The sequence below is a fragment of the Candidatus Brevundimonas colombiensis genome (assembly GCA_029202665.1).
Lineage (GTDB): Bacteria > Pseudomonadota > Alphaproteobacteria > Caulobacterales > Caulobacteraceae > Brevundimonas > Brevundimonas colombiensis.
In genome coordinates, this window is sequence record CP119326.1 from 1,315,997 (window position 1) to 1,330,691 (window position 14,695).

Annotated in this window: 19 protein-coding genes and 1 riboswitch; of the genes, 13 read left to right on the forward strand and 6 right to left on the reverse strand. The window is 67.9% G+C overall.

Annotated elements, in window-relative coordinates:
* Positions 1-58 precede the first annotated feature (58 nt).
* Positions 59-201: riboswitch (cobalamin riboswitch) on the forward strand.
* Between the two features lie 169 nt (positions 202-370).
* Complete coding sequence (locus P0Y50_06225) at positions 371-2,200, forward strand: TonB-dependent receptor (protein ID WEK41199.1); 1,830 nt, start codon at positions 371-373, stop codon at positions 2,198-2,200.
* Here P0Y50_06225 and P0Y50_06230 read toward each other — a convergent pair.
* From P0Y50_06230 to P0Y50_06240, 3 genes are all read right to left on the reverse strand, one after another.
* Positions 2,184-3,104: an aldo/keto reductase gene (locus P0Y50_06230; GenBank protein ID WEK41200.1), complete on the reverse strand. Its 921-nt coding sequence runs from the start codon at positions 3,102-3,104 to the stop codon at positions 2,184-2,186. The two genes, P0Y50_06225 and P0Y50_06230, sit on opposite strands and share 17 nt — an antisense overlap.
* A 94-nt stretch (positions 3,105-3,198) precedes the next feature.
* On the reverse strand, positions 3,199-3,834 hold the full coding sequence (maiA, locus tag P0Y50_06235) for a maleylacetoacetate isomerase (protein WEK41201.1): 636 nt from the start codon (positions 3,832-3,834) through the stop codon (positions 3,199-3,201).
* Entirely contained in the window at positions 3,831-4,499 is a 669-nt protein-coding gene (locus P0Y50_06240; GenBank protein ID WEK41202.1) for a fumarylacetoacetate hydrolase family protein, read from the reverse strand. The genes maiA and P0Y50_06240 overlap by 4 nt, the downstream gene beginning before the upstream one ends.
* A gap of 136 nt (positions 4,500-4,635) precedes the next feature.
* On the opposite strand from P0Y50_06240, the gene P0Y50_06245 reads away from it, so the two are divergent.
* From P0Y50_06245 to P0Y50_06275, 7 genes are all read left to right on the forward strand, one after another.
* Complete coding sequence (locus P0Y50_06245) at positions 4,636-4,980, forward strand: DUF883 domain-containing protein (protein ID WEK41203.1); 345 nt, start codon at positions 4,636-4,638, stop codon at positions 4,978-4,980.
* Positions 4,980-5,390 carry a hypothetical protein gene (locus tag P0Y50_06250; protein WEK41204.1) on the forward strand — a complete coding sequence of 137 codons (411 nt, stop codon included), beginning with the start codon at positions 4,980-4,982 and terminating at the stop codon, positions 5,388-5,390. Before P0Y50_06245 ends, P0Y50_06250 begins: the two co-directional genes overlap by 1 nt.
* Before the next feature lie 112 nt (positions 5,391-5,502).
* On the forward strand, positions 5,503-5,685 hold the full coding sequence (locus tag P0Y50_06255; protein WEK41205.1) for a DUF1328 domain-containing protein: 183 nt from the start codon (positions 5,503-5,505) through the stop codon (positions 5,683-5,685).
* 139 nt (positions 5,686-5,824) lie between these two features.
* Positions 5,825-6,448: a hypothetical protein gene (locus P0Y50_06260; GenBank protein WEK41206.1), complete on the forward strand. Its 624-nt coding sequence runs from the start codon at positions 5,825-5,827 to the stop codon at positions 6,446-6,448.
* A gap of 2 nt (positions 6,449-6,450) precedes the next feature.
* Entirely contained in the window at positions 6,451-6,753 is a 303-nt protein-coding gene (locus P0Y50_06265) for a transcriptional regulator (protein ID WEK41207.1), read from the forward strand.
* Positions 6,754-6,774: 21 nt separating this feature from the next.
* Positions 6,775-7,554, forward strand: a complete 780-nt coding sequence (locus P0Y50_06270; GenBank protein WEK41208.1) for a tyrosine-protein phosphatase — start codon at positions 6,775-6,777, stop codon at positions 7,552-7,554.
* On the forward strand, positions 7,551-8,864 hold the full coding sequence (locus P0Y50_06275; protein WEK41209.1) for an anthranilate synthase component I family protein: 1,314 nt from the start codon (positions 7,551-7,553) through the stop codon (positions 8,862-8,864). Before P0Y50_06270 ends, P0Y50_06275 begins: the two co-directional genes overlap by 4 nt.
* A gap of 7 nt (positions 8,865-8,871) precedes the next feature.
* Here the strand turns inward: P0Y50_06275 and P0Y50_06280 are convergent, their stop codons facing one another.
* Genes P0Y50_06280 through P0Y50_06290 form a run of 3 tightly spaced genes read right to left on the reverse strand, consistent with a single transcriptional unit; the run spans position 8,872 to position 10,386 of the window.
* Complete coding sequence (locus tag P0Y50_06280; GenBank protein WEK41210.1) at positions 8,872-9,438, reverse strand: pilus assembly protein; 567 nt, start codon at positions 9,436-9,438, stop codon at positions 8,872-8,874.
* On the reverse strand, positions 9,399-9,974 hold the full coding sequence (locus tag P0Y50_06285) for a pilus assembly protein (GenBank protein ID WEK41211.1): 576 nt from the start codon (positions 9,972-9,974) through the stop codon (positions 9,399-9,401). The genes P0Y50_06280 and P0Y50_06285 overlap by 40 nt, the downstream gene beginning before the upstream one ends.
* A 10-nt stretch (positions 9,975-9,984) precedes the next feature.
* Complete coding sequence (locus P0Y50_06290; protein WEK41212.1) at positions 9,985-10,386, reverse strand: pilus assembly protein N-terminal domain-containing protein; 402 nt, start codon at positions 10,384-10,386, stop codon at positions 9,985-9,987.
* Positions 10,387-10,624: 238 nt separating this feature from the next.
* Between P0Y50_06290 and P0Y50_06295 the strand changes: the two genes are divergently transcribed.
* From P0Y50_06295 to P0Y50_06315, 5 genes are all read left to right on the forward strand, one after another.
* A complete protein-coding gene (locus P0Y50_06295) occupies positions 10,625-10,801 on the forward strand; it encodes a Flp family type IVb pilin (GenBank protein WEK41213.1) in 177 nt (58 codons plus the stop codon).
* 99 nt (positions 10,802-10,900) lie between these two features.
* On the forward strand, positions 10,901-11,419 hold the full coding sequence (locus P0Y50_06300; protein ID WEK41214.1) for a prepilin peptidase: 519 nt from the start codon (positions 10,901-10,903) through the stop codon (positions 11,417-11,419).
* 119 nt (positions 11,420-11,538) lie between these two features.
* Positions 11,539-12,456 carry a Flp pilus assembly protein CpaB gene (cpaB, locus tag P0Y50_06305; GenBank protein WEK41215.1) on the forward strand — a complete coding sequence of 306 codons (918 nt, stop codon included), beginning with the start codon at positions 11,539-11,541 and terminating at the stop codon, positions 12,454-12,456.
* Positions 12,457-12,467: 11 nt separating this feature from the next.
* Positions 12,468-14,006: a type II and III secretion system protein family protein gene (locus P0Y50_06310; GenBank protein ID WEK41216.1), complete on the forward strand. Its 1,539-nt coding sequence runs from the start codon at positions 12,468-12,470 to the stop codon at positions 14,004-14,006.
* Positions 14,007-14,014: 8 nt separating this feature from the next.
* The gene (locus tag P0Y50_06315; protein ID WEK41217.1) at positions 14,015-14,692 is read left to right on the forward strand and encodes a CpaD family pilus assembly protein; all 678 of its coding nucleotides are present in this window, start codon (positions 14,015-14,017) and stop codon (positions 14,690-14,692) included.
* Positions 14,693-14,695: the final 3 nt, after the last annotated feature.

The window sequence follows — 14,695 nt, forward strand, 5'->3', positions numbered from 1 at the left end:
CCGTTAACCGGCTCTTGCACAGGCTTCTCGCCCCTGCGATAGGCCGCGCCAGGCGGTTTAGGGAACACGGTGCGACGCCGTGGCTGTGCCCGCAACTGTAGGCGGCGAGAGCGTCGTCCGTCCGGGGTCTGACGACCTCGGCGCCACTGGGCGACTGGGAAGGCGAGGACAGCGGTTTTTGACCCGCAAGCCAGGAGACCTGGCCGCCTGTGTCGCTTGTCGCTGTCCGGGACCAGGCAGGGGCGCGGGGACTCTTCTCGTCGCAGCGACCCGACCTTGCGCCGCCCGGACCCTCGCGGTCTGGCGGGTCGGTTCGCTCCTGACAGTCTCTCGCGCGCATTCGCGGGACCGGAACCGGGGATCCCGCTCAATGAAGCGTTCCATTCTTTTATCGACGGCGGCGATCACAGCCGCCTTCGCCGCACCCGCCTTCGCCGCTGACGACGCCGCCCAGCTGGATGACGTCGTCGTCACCGCCACCCGCCTGCCGGCCATCGTCGCCGACACGCCCGGCGCCCGCGTCATCGACAGCAAGACGATCGAACAACGCGGCGCCGTCTTCGCCACCGACATCCTGTCCGACGTGCCCGGCCTGTCGGTCTATCGCGCCAGCTTCGGCGGCGTCGCCTCGGTGCGTATCCGCGGCGCCAGCCAGGACAAGAGCCTGGTGCTGGTGGACGGCGTGCCGGTCAACGACCCGTCGCAGCCCGCTGGTGGTTTCGACTTCTCCGGCTTCGATCTTGGCGACGTCTCGCGCATTGAAGTGCTCAGCGGCTCGCAATCGTCGCTGTGGGGTTCGGCGGCCATCGGCGGCGTCATCGCCATCAACACCACGGAACTGAACGGCGTTTCGGCCAATGTCGAAGCCGGTTCCTACGGCGCCGCGCGCGGCCGCCTGGGCCTGGGCGTGGCGACCGACAGATTCGCCTATGGCGTGTCCGTGTCGAAGTTCCACAGTGACGGTTTCTCGGCCGCCGACAAGATCAACGGCAACACCGAGAAGGACGGTTTCGACAACACCACCGTCAATGCGCGCGCGCGTTATGAACTGACCAACCGCCTCGGCGTCGACGCCAGCTATCGTCACTCCGACACCGACGCCGATGTCGATGGTTTCGGCCCGGTCGATGCGCTGGACACCGCCGCGACGGTCAACCAGTCGGGCCTGGTGCGCCTGCGCGTCGCCGACGTGCTGGGACTGGATCACAAGTTCACGGTCGCGGCGTCGGATATCGACCGCGTCAGCAAGAGCGCCTTCCCGTCGGTCTATTCCGGCGAGCATCGCCTCTACCGCTGGCAGGCCGACAGCCGGGATCAGAACGCGCGTCTGGCCTACAGCTTCGGCGCCGAGCATGAAGACACCCAGGCCGATCTGAATGGTTCGGTGAAGGCGGAGCTGGGCGTGGACTCGGTGTTCGGTGTCGCTCGCTTCAACGCCACGGACCGCCTCAGCGTCACCGCCGGTCTGCGTCACGACGAAACCGACACCTACGGCGGCAAGACCACCGGCCGCATCTCGGCGGCCTACGATCTGGGTGCGGGCCTGACGTTCAGCGGCGCCTATGGCACGGGCTTCAAGACGCCGTCCGTGGCTCAGACCGTCTGCGACTTCTGCTTCATCCTGCCGCGCACGACGGTCGCTGAACTGGTTCCTGAAACCTCGGAAAGCAGCGAATTGGCCCTGGGCTGGCGCTCGAACGATGGCCGCTTCGACGGCCGCGTGACGGTCTATCATCTGGAGGTCGAGAACCAGATCGACGGCTACTACGACGCCGCCACCACTGAATACTACTACGTCAACCTGATCCGCACCCGCACCGACGGGGTGGAGCTGGAGGGGCGGGCGGCTCTGGGGCACGGCTTCGACCTGACGGCGGCCTATGCCTGGACCGACGCCGAGAATGCGGTGACCAAGGCGCCGATCCTGCGCGTCGCCGAACACTCGGGCTCGGCGACCCTGGGCTGGACGGGCCAGCGTCTGTCGGGCGCCGTGACGGTGCGCGCGGAGGGCGAGATGCCGGATTCGGGCGGAATGCGTGACGGCTTCGTCATCACCAACCTGAACGGCGCCTATGCGCTGACGGACAATGTCACCCTGACGGCGCGCGTCGAGAACCTGTTCGACGAACACTATCAGCGTCTGCTGGGCTATGGCGAAGCCGGTCTGTCCGGCTATGTCGGGATCAGGCTGCGCTACTGATCCGGGCGCGGGCGTCGGCGGTGAAGGCCGCCGGCGCCTCCAGCGCCAGGGCCGACCAGTCCAGATCGGGGCAGGGGGCGTGGGCGGCGGCCAGGATGGCGCGCAGTTCGGCGGCCGAGGCGACGCTGGCCACCACCTTGTCCACGCCCTTCAGAGACAGGGCGTAACCCAGGGCGGCCTGCATGGGGTCGCAGCGCTGTTCGGCCAGACGTCGGCGGGTGCGCGACAGGGCCTGGGCATGGCGGGCCAGTTCGGGCGGCAGGTCCTCGCCGCCGGCGAACAGCAGGCCGTCGGCGAAGACGGACGACAGATGCACGGCCGCGCCCGTATCGGCGATGGCCTCCAGCACGCCGTCCTGGGCCGCGCGCTGATCCAGAAGGCTGCATGGCGTCTGGACCACATCGGCCTCCAGGCGGCGGGCCAGAAGGGCGGGACCATCCTCGATCGAGGCGCAGAAGCCGATGCGGCGGAACAGGCCGCGATCCTTCAGGCTGCGGGCGCGGTCCCACAGGGCGCGGCCCTCGACGCCGGCCAGATCGGCGGCGTTCGAGATCAGAAGCACGTCGCCGCGCGGCAGGCCCATACGCTCCAGCGAGCGGCGGGCGCGGGCCTCGACCCGGTCCAGACCTTCGCTCAGCGGCACGGTCCGCACGGTCACCTGGAAGGGCGAGGGGAAGGGCCAGGCCTGACCCAGCAGGCGTTCGCCGTCGCCCTCGGGGCGGGTGGCGATCAGTTTGACGCCGGCGTCGGCCCCCGTTTGCAGCAGGAAGCGCATGGCGTCTTCGCGGGCGCCGGAGGGCGCGGTCATGAAGGCGCCGGGCGCGCGCTCGGGCGTGGTCACCACGGCCAGGGCCAGGCGATGGATGGGCGACGACGCCGAAGGTGTGGCGGGGGAATACGACACTCCCGCACTTTGACGCGCAATGCTTAAGGGACGCTGAGCGAGACCTTAAGCGAACCCTACTTATCCACCGCTGATATGCGCAGGCCGGCGCCGATCAGGCATCGGCGTCGGGCTGTCGATCCGGGTGGGCCGAGGCGAAGGCGACGTGGGCGCGCGCGGCCTCTTCGACATCCAGAAGATGGGGCCAGGGCGACAGGTCCATGTTGAAGCGACGCGCCGAATACATCTGAGGAATCAGATAGCAGTCCGCCAGCGTCGGGGCGTCGCCGAAGCTCCAGCCGGCGCCGTGGCGGGCGATCAGGGCCTCAAGCGCATCGAAGCCCGGCGCGATCCATCCCGCGGCCCAGGCGTCCACGGCGGACGGATCGGCGCCGAAGGTCGAGCGGATCGCCTTCAACACGCGAAGATTGTTCAATGGATGGATGTCGCAACCGATCAGGGCGGCCATGGCGCGCACCGCCGCCCGGTCGTTCGCCGCCCGAGGCAACAGGGCCGGTTCTGGATGCGTCTCCTCCAACCACTCCAGAATGGCCGGACTCTGGGTGACGATCAGGTCGCCGTCCTGAAGCGCCGGAACCATGCCCTGCGGGTTCAGCGCCAGATAATCGGCCGCCTTCTGCTCGCCCTTGCGCAGGTCGTGGGCGGCGCTGTCGTAACCCAGGCCCTTCAGATTCAGGGCGATCCGGACGCGGTAGCTGGCCCCCGAGCGCCAGTAGCCATGCAGGATCACGGCTGGACCTCGAAACTCAGCGTCTCCAGACCGTCGATGGTCGCCACCACCCGGTCGCCCGGCTGGACCGGACCGACGCCGGACGGGGTGCCGGTGAAGATCAGGTCGCCGGGCTGAAGCGACCACAGGGCGCCGGCCGCCTCGACGATGCGATCGGGATTCAGGATCATGTCGTCCAGCACGCTGTCCTGACGGGGCTGGCCATTGACGGTCAGGCGGATGGCGCCGGCGGGATCGGGCAGGGCGCCCAGGGTGATGGGGCCGCACGGCGCCGACTGATCAAACCCCTTGGCCGCATCCCACGGCCGGCCGGCCTTCTTGGCCTCGGCCTGCAGATCGCGGCGGGTCAGGTCGCAACCGACCGCCCAGCCGACGACGCCGATCCGGCCGTCGGCCAGCGGGCCGATGGCCGCGACCAGTTCGGCCTCATAATGCAGGTTCGCGGTCGCCGACGGATAGGTCGGGTCCGCGCCGTCCGACACCAGGGCGTCGCCGGGCTTGGAAAAGAAGAAGGGCGTCTGCTTGTCCGGGTCCGACCCCATTTCGCGCGCATGGGCGGCGTAGTTCTGACCCACGCACAGGATGCGGCGAACGGGAAACCTCTGGTCCGATCCGACGATCGGCAGCGACGGGACAGGGCGGGGCGCAAACAGCCATTGGGTCATGCGAACCTTCTAGTGCGGCGAAAAGCCCGTGGCGAGGGCATGGGCGGGCGCCCATCTGGTGGAACCTCGTCAGGAGTGTGGCGTTGCCAGACGGGGTTCTCTATTCTACCGCCAAGCTTTCAACGGAGCGCGCATCATGGCCAGCACCAAGGCCCGAGAAGACATCAAGGCCGATCTGAAAACCCTCAAGGAGGATCTGAAGACCGGCGCCCGCGAGGAAACCCAGCGCCTGCGCGAAAAGGCGGCCGAGGCCGAGGCCAAGCTGCGCGCCAAGGGCGAGGAAGTGCGCGAACAGGCCCGCGGCTATTACGACGAAGCCCGCACGCGCGGTCGCGAGTATTACGACGACGCCGCCGAACGCCTGGACGAGGCGCAACGCTATGTGGTCGAACGGGTCCAGGAACGTCCGCTGCAGTCGACCGCCGTGGCGCTGGGCGTCGGCGTCATTCTGGGCATGCTGCTGGCCGGTCGTCGCCGCTGATGTTCAAGGGCCTCGTCAAAAAGCTGGTTGCGACGGCCGTCGTCGCGGCCAGCGCCTTTCTGGCCGTCATCTTCCTGGGGCTGTCCATCTTCTATGGGCTCAGCCTCAAACTGACGCCGCTGGGCGCCGCCGCCGTGACCTTCGGCCTGTTCGCCCTGGTCGCCCTGATCGTGATCCTGGTCTTCCTGCGCAGCGGCGCGGACGACGAGGAAGAGGATGAGGACGAACCGTCGGGCCTGCTGGGCAAGGTGATCCATATTGTTCGCGAACGCCCCATCGTCGGCGCGGTCGGCGGTCTGGGCGCAGCCTTCCTGTTGCTGCGCAATCCCGCGCTTGCGGCCATCGTCGCCAGCATGGTGGCCGACCGCAAAATGGACCAGGGCGGCTATTCGCGCCGTCGCCGTCGCTAGGGGAATCTGAGCCAGCAAGGGAACGGCCAAGACGCCACGACGTTGATGCAGCGGACCGACAAACGGCCCTAAGGGTCGCCGACGGAAACATCAACGCAGGAGAGCTAACCCCATGATGCGCTGGGCAATTATCTTCCTGGTCGTGGCCTTGGTCGCGGCCGTTCTCGGCTTCGGAGGCATTGCGAACTTCTCGTTCGAAATCGCCAAATTCGTCGCCGTCGTCGCCATTATCCTGTTCGTCATCGCCCTGGTGGCCGGCGGACTTCGCGGACGCGGCGGCACGCCCCGACTATAGGGCGCGACCGATCAGAAATCAGGGGACGAGGCTTCGGCTTCGTCCCCTTTTTTCATGCCTGCGAAGGGTGCGTAGAAAGAACTTTACATTTCAAAGTTTGCGGGCGATCCTTCCTCATCGATTTAGGGAGGAGACCCTCATGACCCGCGACACCCAGGCCATTCAGGACGACATCGCCTATCTGCGCGGCTTGGCGCATGAAGGGCGCCAAGCGCCTTTGTTGGCGGGACCGATCCTGGTCACGGCAGGCGTGATTTTTGGATCGACCAGCCTGATCCACTGGGCCATTCAATCGGGCGTGCTGCGGCTGAATCCCTGGTTCCAGCTTTGGATCTGGGTCGTCGCAGGCGCGGTGTTCGCCGTCGCCCTGACCATTCTGATCGGCCGTATCAAAACCAAGCCCGGCGTGCGTTCGGCGGGCAACAAGGCGGTCGGCGCGGCCTGGGAAGCGGTCGGCTACGGCATCTTCGTCACCTGGCTGGCCCTGGTCGCCATGGCGTTGAAGACCGGAAACTGGTCGTGGATGTCGGTGATGCCGACGGCGGTGCTAGTCGCCTATGGCTCGGCCTGGATGATCGGGGCGGCGATGACGCGGACGCGGTGGATGTCGATGACGGCGCTGGCCGCCTATGTCGGCGCCGTGGCCGTGGCCTGGTTCGTCGGCAGTCCGTTGATCTATCCGGTGTACGCCGTCGTCCTGTTCGCCGTCGCCCTGGTTCCCGGCCTCATCCTCATGCGCCAGGAACCGGCGGAGATCGTCTAAGCATGGCCGACGACTTCGACATCGGCCGCATCGACGACGTCATTCACGGCCGCATTCGTCTGGGGATCATGGCCTTTCTGTCGGGGGCCGACACGGCGGACTTCGCCACCCTGAAGGCGCGATTGCAGACCACGGACGGCAATCTGTCGGTTCATCTGCGCAAGCTGGAAGAGGCGGGCTTCGTCGCCGTGACCAAGAGCTTTCGGGGCCGAAAGCCCTTGACGGAGGCCAGTCTGACCGAAGAAGGGCGCACCGCCTTCGTGGCCTATCTGGATGCGATGTCGGATCTGCTGCCCACGCGATAAAAACAGGCTAGAAGGCGGCGCATGAGCGACCGTCTTCACGCCTTCGAGGCCATCGATAACTTTCGCGACTATGGCGACTACGCCACGACGGCGGGGCGCCGGGTGCGGCCCGGCCGACTGTTCCGCTCGGCCCACCATGCGCGGGCCAGCGAGGCGGACCTGGCGCGAGTGGCGGCGCTGGATCTCGGTGCGGTGGTCGATCTGCGCCGCCCCGGCGAACGCCGCGACCAGCCGTCGCGACGGCCCGATGGCTGGTCCGGCCTGGTGATCGCGGGCGGGATCGATGACGGCGTCGAGGCGCCCCACATCACCTTTTTGAAGACCCAGGACCTGACGCCGGATTCGGGGCGACGGTTCATGCAGGGCACCTATCGTCGCCTGCCGTTCGATGCGGCGCACAGGGAGGTGTTCGGCCGCTATTTCCAGGCCTTGGCCGATCAGGATCGACCGGTCCTGATCCATTGCGCGGCGGGAAAGGATCGGACCGGTTTCCTGGCCGCCCTGACCCATCACCTGCTGGGGGTGTCGCGCGACGACATGGTCGAGGACTATCTGCTGACCAATACGGCGGTGGACCTTGAGGGGCGGGCGCCGTCGATCGCGCGCCAGTTGCACAAGATGACCGGCCGCCTCGCCGCCGACGACGCGGTGGTGGCCTTCCTGGGCGTCGAAGCCGCCTATCTGGAGGCCGCCCTGGCCGAAGTCGAGGCCCGGCACGGTTCGATCGACGCCTATCTGCGCGACGCCCTGGGAATCGATAGCGCGCGGCGCGAACGGATCGTGGAGCGGCTGTCGGCGTGAGCGACGTGCTGCGCCATCGGGCGGTGCGCGACGCCGCCTGGGTCGAGCCGGCGACGGTGGCGGCGGGGCTGGCGGTGGACGGCGGGGACGGGCTGTTGGCCCTGGTGTCGGACGGGGCGTCGGGTGAACGCTGGTCGCACGTCGCGACCCAGCCGGACCGGGTTCAGGTCGGGCCGGTCAAGGGTGCGGCGCTGTTCGACCCGCTGCGCGATCCCGCGTTCGCGGCCGGGACGGTGGGGCTGGCCGCCTACGACCCCGGGGCGCGACCGGCGACGGGACGGCGCGAGACGGTGTGGCCGGATCTGATGCTGGCCCGCTATCCGGCCATGCTGACCTTCGACCATCAGGCGCGCCGGGTTCAGGCGATCGGGCGAGGGGCGACGGTCGCCCGAGCCGAGGCGGCGGCGGATCGCGCCCTGGGCTGGCTGACGACGGCGCGTCCCCTCGCCATGCCCGCCCCACCGGCCGAAGTCTTTCAGGCCGAGGCGCCAGCGGCAGCCTATCGCGCGGCGGTGGCGGACGTCGTGGACCGGATCGCGGCGGGCGAGTTGTTTCAGGCCAATGTGGCGCGCGCCTGGTCGGGCCGACTGAGGCCCGAGGCCGATCCGTTCGATGTCTTCGTGCGGCTGCAACAGACGCGGGCCTCGCCCTTCGGCGCCTATTGGCGGATCGGGGACCGGGCGCTGGCCTCCAACTCGCCCGAACTGTTCCTGAGCTTCAAGGGGGCCAGCCGCCGGATCGAGGCGCGGCCGATCAAGGGCACCCGGCCGCGCGACGCCGATCCGGCGCGGGACGCGGCCCTGGCGGGCGACCTGGTGGCCAGCCCCAAGGACCGGGCCGAGAACCTGATGATCGTGGACCTGATGCGAAACGATCTGGCGCGCGCGTCAGAGCCCGGCTCGGTGCGGGTGGAGCGGCTGTTCGCGGTCGAACGACATCCGACCGTGCATCATCTGGTCTCGACCGTGACGGCGACGGCGCGGAAGGGCGTGGGGGCCGCCGAGCTGATGGAGGCGACCTTTCCGCCCGGCTCGATCACCGGCGCGCCCAAGCACCAGGCCATGAAGGTGATCGCCGATCATGAACCGCCGCGCGGCCCGTGGTGCGGGTCGCTGTTCCTGATCGGGGAGGGGGGAGACCTGACCGCCTCGGTGCTGATCCGCACGGCCGGGTTCGAGCGGGCGGACGGGCTGTGGCGCTATCGCAGCCTGGCCGGGGCCGGCATCGTCGCCGACAGTGATCCGGCCGCCGAAGAGGCCGAGACAGACGTCAAGATCTCTGCGATGCGCGAGGCCCTGATCGGACGCTGAGGGCGGATCAGCAGCTGGAACAGGCGATCAGATTGACCGCGCGCGGCCGCAGATAGGCCATCCGTTCGAACCGGGTGAAATAGGGCGCGACCATATCGAACGGCGACGCGTAGTCGTAGTTCGCCTCGGCCACGATCACGGATTCGCCGGCCGCCAGCATGTCCGACGGGATTTTCGCATCCGCCACGGTCAGCTTGGCCGATATGCCCCGCCCCACGCTCCAGTCGACCCTGTAGGTGGTGGCGTTGACGCGGGTGACGCTGCTGACCCGCTGAGACAGCGGCGCATTGGGGAACGGCCTTATGATCTGATCGCCGATGGCGAAGATGTCGTCGAGCTCGGTCTTGGTCACAGTGTTGTTCTGCGACACCAGGTCGGCGACCATGGAAGCCACATGGCCGGTGCGCTTCAGCGCCATATAGCCCTGACAATATTCGACCATGCCGAAGTACAGCAGGATCAGGATGGGGGCGAGGAAGGCGAACTCCACGGCGGCGGCGCCGCGTGCGTCCTTCGCCAGGGTGCGGAGCCGCATCATGACTTCGACGTCGTCGATGTCGTCGACTTGGTCCACGGCTCGTTTCGGAATGCCGTCGCCGACACCAGCAGGACCTTGCCATTTCCCACGCGTGACGTGGCCTGGTTCAGCAGGGGCGTGACCAGCGGGTGGACGTACCAGACGCGCACCAGGATCAGATCGCCCGGATTGCCCCCCTCAAAGATCGCCTTGGTCGGGTCGATCTGGCCGTCGGTGATGGGGTCGAGCGGATCGGGCGCAGAGAACTGGGGAATGACGCGCACATCGACGGTGGCGCGACTGGCGCAATCGCTCTTGAACAGCGTCATCCGGTCGCAAAGCTCGGTCTTGAACCGGGCTGCTGTGAACTTCTGCTGATCGGCCAGCCCTGTCCGGATCAGGCGGCCCGCCTGCGTCGTCGCCGTCTCCAGCATGGAATCGATCACGAAGACCATGCCCAGTTCCAGAATGGCGAAGATCATCAGAAGAAAGGGGATCGCCACCATGGCGAACTCGATCGCGGCGACGCCGTCACGCCCCTGGCGGCGGCGTGCGCTCCGCATCCAGGCGGCCAGAAGGGTGTGCGCGATCATGGTCGGCGGATCAGGGCGCGGTCGTGGCGGGGGCGGGCAGGCTGCGAACGCTGGGCGAGCAGGAGGCGCCGCAGGTCATTTCCGTCGCCTGGGCGCCGCGCCAGACCCGGACCGAGCCGGTCGCGCCGCCCGACACCACGATCTCGCGCTGGAACAGGGTGCGGCCCACGCCGTCGACGGCGACCACCTCGGTCACGCCATAGCCCTTGCCGACGATGAACAGGGTGTTGGCGTCCACCATGGAGACGTCGGCGATCTGAGGATTGGCGACGATGATGGAGGCGGCGGCCCCGCGCAACTGGACACGGGCGGACCGATCGATCTCGACGTTCAGCGCGCCGTCCTGGGCCTTGGCGACGACAGGGCCGGCCAACAGGGCGGCGGCCAGGAGAACGGCGGGGATGCGGGACATCGGCGGCTCTGAATAACGGCGCGTGCGGACGCGGACACGCGCATGATGGCCCGGCGATCCTCAACAAAGGCTGAAGCCCGAAAATGAGAATTATCTTTGGTGAATCCGCGCGTAACCACACCTCGTGACTCCGATTTAACGGGGGCGCGGCATTGTCATCCTGCGTTTGGGGGTCAAGCGGGCTACCGGCTCCCCCCGCCAAGTTGCTCGCTAGACCATTTGAAAAAGGACTATCCCAATGACCAAGTTCATCTCGCGCTTCGCCAAAGACGAATCGGGCGCCACCGCCATCGAATACGGCCTGATCGCCGCCCTGATCGCTGTCGCCCTGATCACCGTTCTCGGCACCATGAGCGGTCAACTGCAGAAGACGTTCCAGAAGGTCGAAGACTCGCTGACGGCGGCCAACAAGTAAGTCGACGACAACTACAATGGGAAGGGCCGGGGCAAGCGCCTCGGCCCTTTCTTATTGGCGGAAACCCAACCTTAAGTCCTGCCCGAGAATATGACCGACATGGACATCTTTCTGCTCATCATGCTGGGCGTGTTTCCCGCTCTGGTCATCGTCGGCGGTCTGAACGACCTGACCACGATGAAGATTCCCAACTGGATTTCGCTGGCCCTGGTCGGCGCCTTCTTTCCAGCCGCCCTGTTGGTCGGCGCCGCGCCGATCGACATCGCCATTCACGTGGGTATCGGTCTGGCCGCCCTGCTGGCGGGTATGGGCATGTTCGCCTTTGGCTGGATCGGTGGCGGCGACGCCAAGCTGTTGGCCGCAGGCTGCCTGTGGATGGGATTGAGCGGCGTGGCGCCTTTCCTTCTGTGGACGGGCGTAGCTGGCGGCGCCTTCTGCCTATTGCTGATGGCCGCGCGTCAGCACTTCTCGGCGGTTTCGCCCTTCGTGACCCAGGGCTGGGTGGTCAATCTGATGCAACCCAAAGGCGACATTCCCTATGGCGTCGCCATCGCCATCGGCGCCCTGATGGCCTTGCCCGAGAGCGGACTGGTCATGGCTTTCGCCTCTGGGCGTTAAGGCCAGGCTGACCGACGTTCGGCGTGCTTAGGAAGCGTTAACCGATAGGCGGCATGATCGTTAACGGTAGGCGTCGGGGACTGAATCCGTGATCAGAACGCCCGCCGGAGACAGTCTGGATGAAGCCCGCCCGTATCGTCGTTCTGTGCATCGCCGCCGTTTCCGCCATTGGACTGGCCCTGGTGGTCCGGGCCATGGGATCGTCGTCTCACGAACCCGTCGCTCCGGCCGCCGCCGCACCCGTCGAAGTCCGTCCGATGGCCAAGGTTCTGGTCGCGGCCAAAGATCTGCAGCCCGGAAAACGGATCACCGAGGCCGATCTGTCCTGGAAGGACTGGCCCGTCGACGAGGTCGCGCCGGTCTTCATCACCGACGGCTCGACCCCAAGACCCGCAAAGCCCGTCCAGGATAGCCCTGCCGAGAAGGCCGCCGGTGCGGCAGAGCGGGTGGCCAAGGCGGCGACCGAGATCGCCGGAACCGGCGCCAAGTCCGACTATATCGGCGCCGTCGTGCGCGAATCCATTCTGGCGGGGGAGCCGATCCTGGCGCGCAAGATCGTGCGGGCGGGCGACAGCGGCTATATGGCCGCCTATCTTGAGCCGGGGATGCGGGCCATGGCCATCGCGGTCACGGTGGAATCCGCCGCCGGCGGCTTCATCCTGCCGGGCGACCGGGTCGATGTCGTCATGACCGCCGAAACCAACCGCGACGGCGCGATCGAAGGCGGGCTTAAGTCCAAATACGTGTCGGGCGTGGTTCTGCAGAACATCAAGGTTCTGGCCATCGACCAGGCCACGCGGGTCGGGGACGACGCCCAGGCCGTGGTCGGCGCGACCGCCACCCTGGAGGTTCGTCCGCAGGACGCCGTCCTGGTGGCGCAGGCCAAGTCGGAAGGCGAACTGTCCCTGTCGCTGCGCTCCTATGCCGACACGGCCGGGCCGTCCGGCGCCACGCGCAGACCCACAGCCGGCCAGTCCCGCCCGCAAGCGGTGCGTATCTATCGCGGCGGCGCGCCCGAAGTGGTGGCCGTGCCATGAAAGCCGATCCGATGCGCCCGCCCTTGTTGAAAAAGACCGTCGCCATCGCCTGCGCGCTGCTGGCCGGCCTGGCCGTCGCGCCCGCCGGCGCAGCCCAGACCCGCGCCGCCGTGTCGACGGGCGCGGCCCCTCGACTGATCAACCTGCCGCGCGGCACGTCGTTCGCCGTGGATCTGCCGGCCGACGCGCGCGACGTGATCGTCTCCAACCCGCAGGTGGCCGAGGCCATGCTGCATTCCCCGCGCCGCATCACCGTCATCGGCGTGGCGCCGGGCGAGACCGACGCGGTCTTCCTGGACGGCGTCGGCCGCACCATCCTGAGCCTGCGGGTGCGGGTGGACGCGGGCACCAGCGCGCTTCAGGACACCTTGAACCGGATGATCCCCGGCGGTCAGGTCAAGGCCGAGGCCGTCAACGACAGCATCATCCTGAGCGGCGTGGCGGACAATCCGGCCGCATCGGCCCAGGCGACGCGCATCGCCACGGCCTTCGTTTCCGCGCCCGAGAAGGTGTTGAACCTGATCACCGTGCCGGGTTCGGACCAGGTGACCCTGAAGGTCCGCGTGGTCGAGGTTCAGCGCAACGTCATCAAACAACTGGGCTTCAACACCTCGGCGGTGGTCGGACGGCTGGGCGACACCCAATGGCTGTTGAGCAACGCCGCCACCTGGGGAGTCAACGGCGCGCTGCTGGGAGGCATCAGCGCCGGTTCGTCGATCGACACGACCAAGAACTATCAGATGCAGGCGCCTTGCGTCGGGGCGGGCTGGCAGCCCGGCGCATTGTGCCCCTACACGGTGCATGGCGGCGCGCCTGGCGATCCCTCGAACTGGGACACCGCCCAGCCCGGCACGGGCCCCGGCTCCAATGGCCTGAACAAGGGCGAGGCCATGGTGAAGGCGTTCGAGCGGGTCGGCCTGCTGCGCACCCTGGCCGAGCCGAACCTGACCTCGGTCAACGGCGAGTCCGCCAGCTTCCTGGCCGGGGGCGAGTTCCCCGTGCCGGCCAGCCGCGACGCCCAGGGCCAGATCACCGTTCAATACAAACCCTACGGCGTTGGTCTGGCCTTCCGTCCGATCGTTCTGTCGGGCGGCCGCATCAGCCTGCAGGTCAAGGTGGAGGTGTCGGAACTGTCGTCCCAGGGCGGCCTGACCATCGGCGCCGGCACGGCCTCGTCCATCACCCTGCCGGGCCTGACCGTGCGCCGCAGCGAGAACACCATCGAAATCCCCTCCGGCGGCTCGATGATGATCGCCGGCCTGCTGCAGGAAAACAGCCGCCAGGCCGTCGATTCCTTGCCCGGCGTCACCAATCTGCCGGTGTTGGGCCAGTTGTTCCGGTCGCGTGACTATCTGATGGGCGAGACCGAACTGGTGGTGATCGTGGAGCCCTATATCGTCGGCCCGACCTCGCCTGATCGGATGCAGACGCCGGCGGACGGCCTGCGCATCGCCTCCGACAGCCAGACCATTCTCTTTGGCCAGTTGAACCAGGTCTATGGCCTGCCGAACGCGCCCCCGGCCGGCTCGGTCGGCTATGTGATCGAGTGAGCGCCCCCATGATCCGCACCCCGATTGTCGCCGTTCTGGTTGTCGCCGCCCTGGGCTTGAGCGCCTGCGTCGGCGGGCCGGCCAGCCTGGGCGGCGAGCCGCCGCTGACGCCGACATCGCGCTATGCGCTGCAGGTCGAACCAAACCTGGACCGGATCGCCCTGGCGGTTCATGACGCCGGCCTGTCGCCTGCCCAGAATGCGGCCCTTCAGGCCCTGATCGGCCGCTACGCCCAGGTCGAGGGCGGGCCGCTGGTGATCGAGGCGCCGGCCGGCGCCGATCCGGTCGCCCTCAACCAGGCCTACGCCGTCCAGGCCGCCCTGTCCGCCTGGGGCGTGCCGGCCGAACGCATCCGTCTGGTCAGCTATGCCGCGCCCGATCCGCGCGCGCCGGTGGTCGTGGGCTTCGAGACCCTGCACGCCGTGGTGCCCCAGTGCGGGCGCAACTGGGGCAATCTGAGCCGTTCGGGCGACAACCAGTCCGCCTCAAACTTCGGCTGCGCGGTCACGGCCAATCTGGCCGCCCAGATCGCCGATCCGCGCGACATCCAGCGTCCGCGCGCCATGACCCCCGCCGACGCCAGTCGTCGCACCGTGGTCTTCGACCAGTACCGCGCCGGCAAACAGACCGCGGCCGAGGCGGAAACCCTGGTGCGGGAGACCGCCGTTTCCCGCGCGGTGAACTAAGTC

What these genes read in the sequence shown, in the direction of transcription:
- cpaB (WEK41215.1), top strand. Translation starts at nt 11,539, where the DNA reads ATGAAGCCCGCCCGTATCGTCGTTCTGTGCATCGCCGCCGTTTCCGCC.
- P0Y50_06255 (WEK41205.1), top strand. Translation starts at nt 5,503, where the DNA reads ATGATGCGCTGGGCAATTATCTTCCTGGTCGTGGCCTTGGTCGCGGCC.
- P0Y50_06295 (WEK41213.1), top strand. Translation starts at nt 10,625, where the DNA reads ATGACCAAGTTCATCTCGCGCTTCGCCAAAGACGAATCGGGCGCCACC.
- P0Y50_06310 (WEK41216.1), top strand. Translation starts at nt 12,468, where the DNA reads ATGCGCCCGCCCTTGTTGAAAAAGACCGTCGCCATCGCCTGCGCGCTG.
- P0Y50_06245 (WEK41203.1), top strand. Translation starts at nt 4,636, where the DNA reads ATGGCCAGCACCAAGGCCCGAGAAGACATCAAGGCCGATCTGAAAACC.
- P0Y50_06270 (WEK41208.1), top strand. Translation starts at nt 6,775, where the DNA reads ATGAGCGACCGTCTTCACGCCTTCGAGGCCATCGATAACTTTCGCGAC.
- P0Y50_06240 (WEK41202.1), bottom strand. Translation starts at nt 4,499, where the DNA reads ATGACCCAATGGCTGTTTGCGCCCCGCCCTGTCCCGTCGCTGCCGATC.
- P0Y50_06250 (WEK41204.1), top strand. Translation starts at nt 4,980, where the DNA reads ATGTTCAAGGGCCTCGTCAAAAAGCTGGTTGCGACGGCCGTCGTCGCG.
- P0Y50_06260 (WEK41206.1), top strand. Translation starts at nt 5,825, where the DNA reads ATGACCCGCGACACCCAGGCCATTCAGGACGACATCGCCTATCTGCGC.
- P0Y50_06285 (WEK41211.1), bottom strand. Translation starts at nt 9,974, where the DNA reads ATGATCGCGCACACCCTTCTGGCCGCCTGGATGCGGAGCGCACGCCGC.
- P0Y50_06315 (WEK41217.1), top strand. Translation starts at nt 14,015, where the DNA reads ATGATCCGCACCCCGATTGTCGCCGTTCTGGTTGTCGCCGCCCTGGGC.
- P0Y50_06300 (WEK41214.1), top strand. Translation starts at nt 10,901, where the DNA reads ATGGACATCTTTCTGCTCATCATGCTGGGCGTGTTTCCCGCTCTGGTC.
- P0Y50_06225 (WEK41199.1), top strand. Translation starts at nt 371, where the DNA reads ATGAAGCGTTCCATTCTTTTATCGACGGCGGCGATCACAGCCGCCTTC.
- P0Y50_06265 (WEK41207.1), top strand. Translation starts at nt 6,451, where the DNA reads ATGGCCGACGACTTCGACATCGGCCGCATCGACGACGTCATTCACGGC.
- P0Y50_06290 (WEK41212.1), bottom strand. Translation starts at nt 10,386, where the DNA reads ATGTCCCGCATCCCCGCCGTTCTCCTGGCCGCCGCCCTGTTGGCCGGC.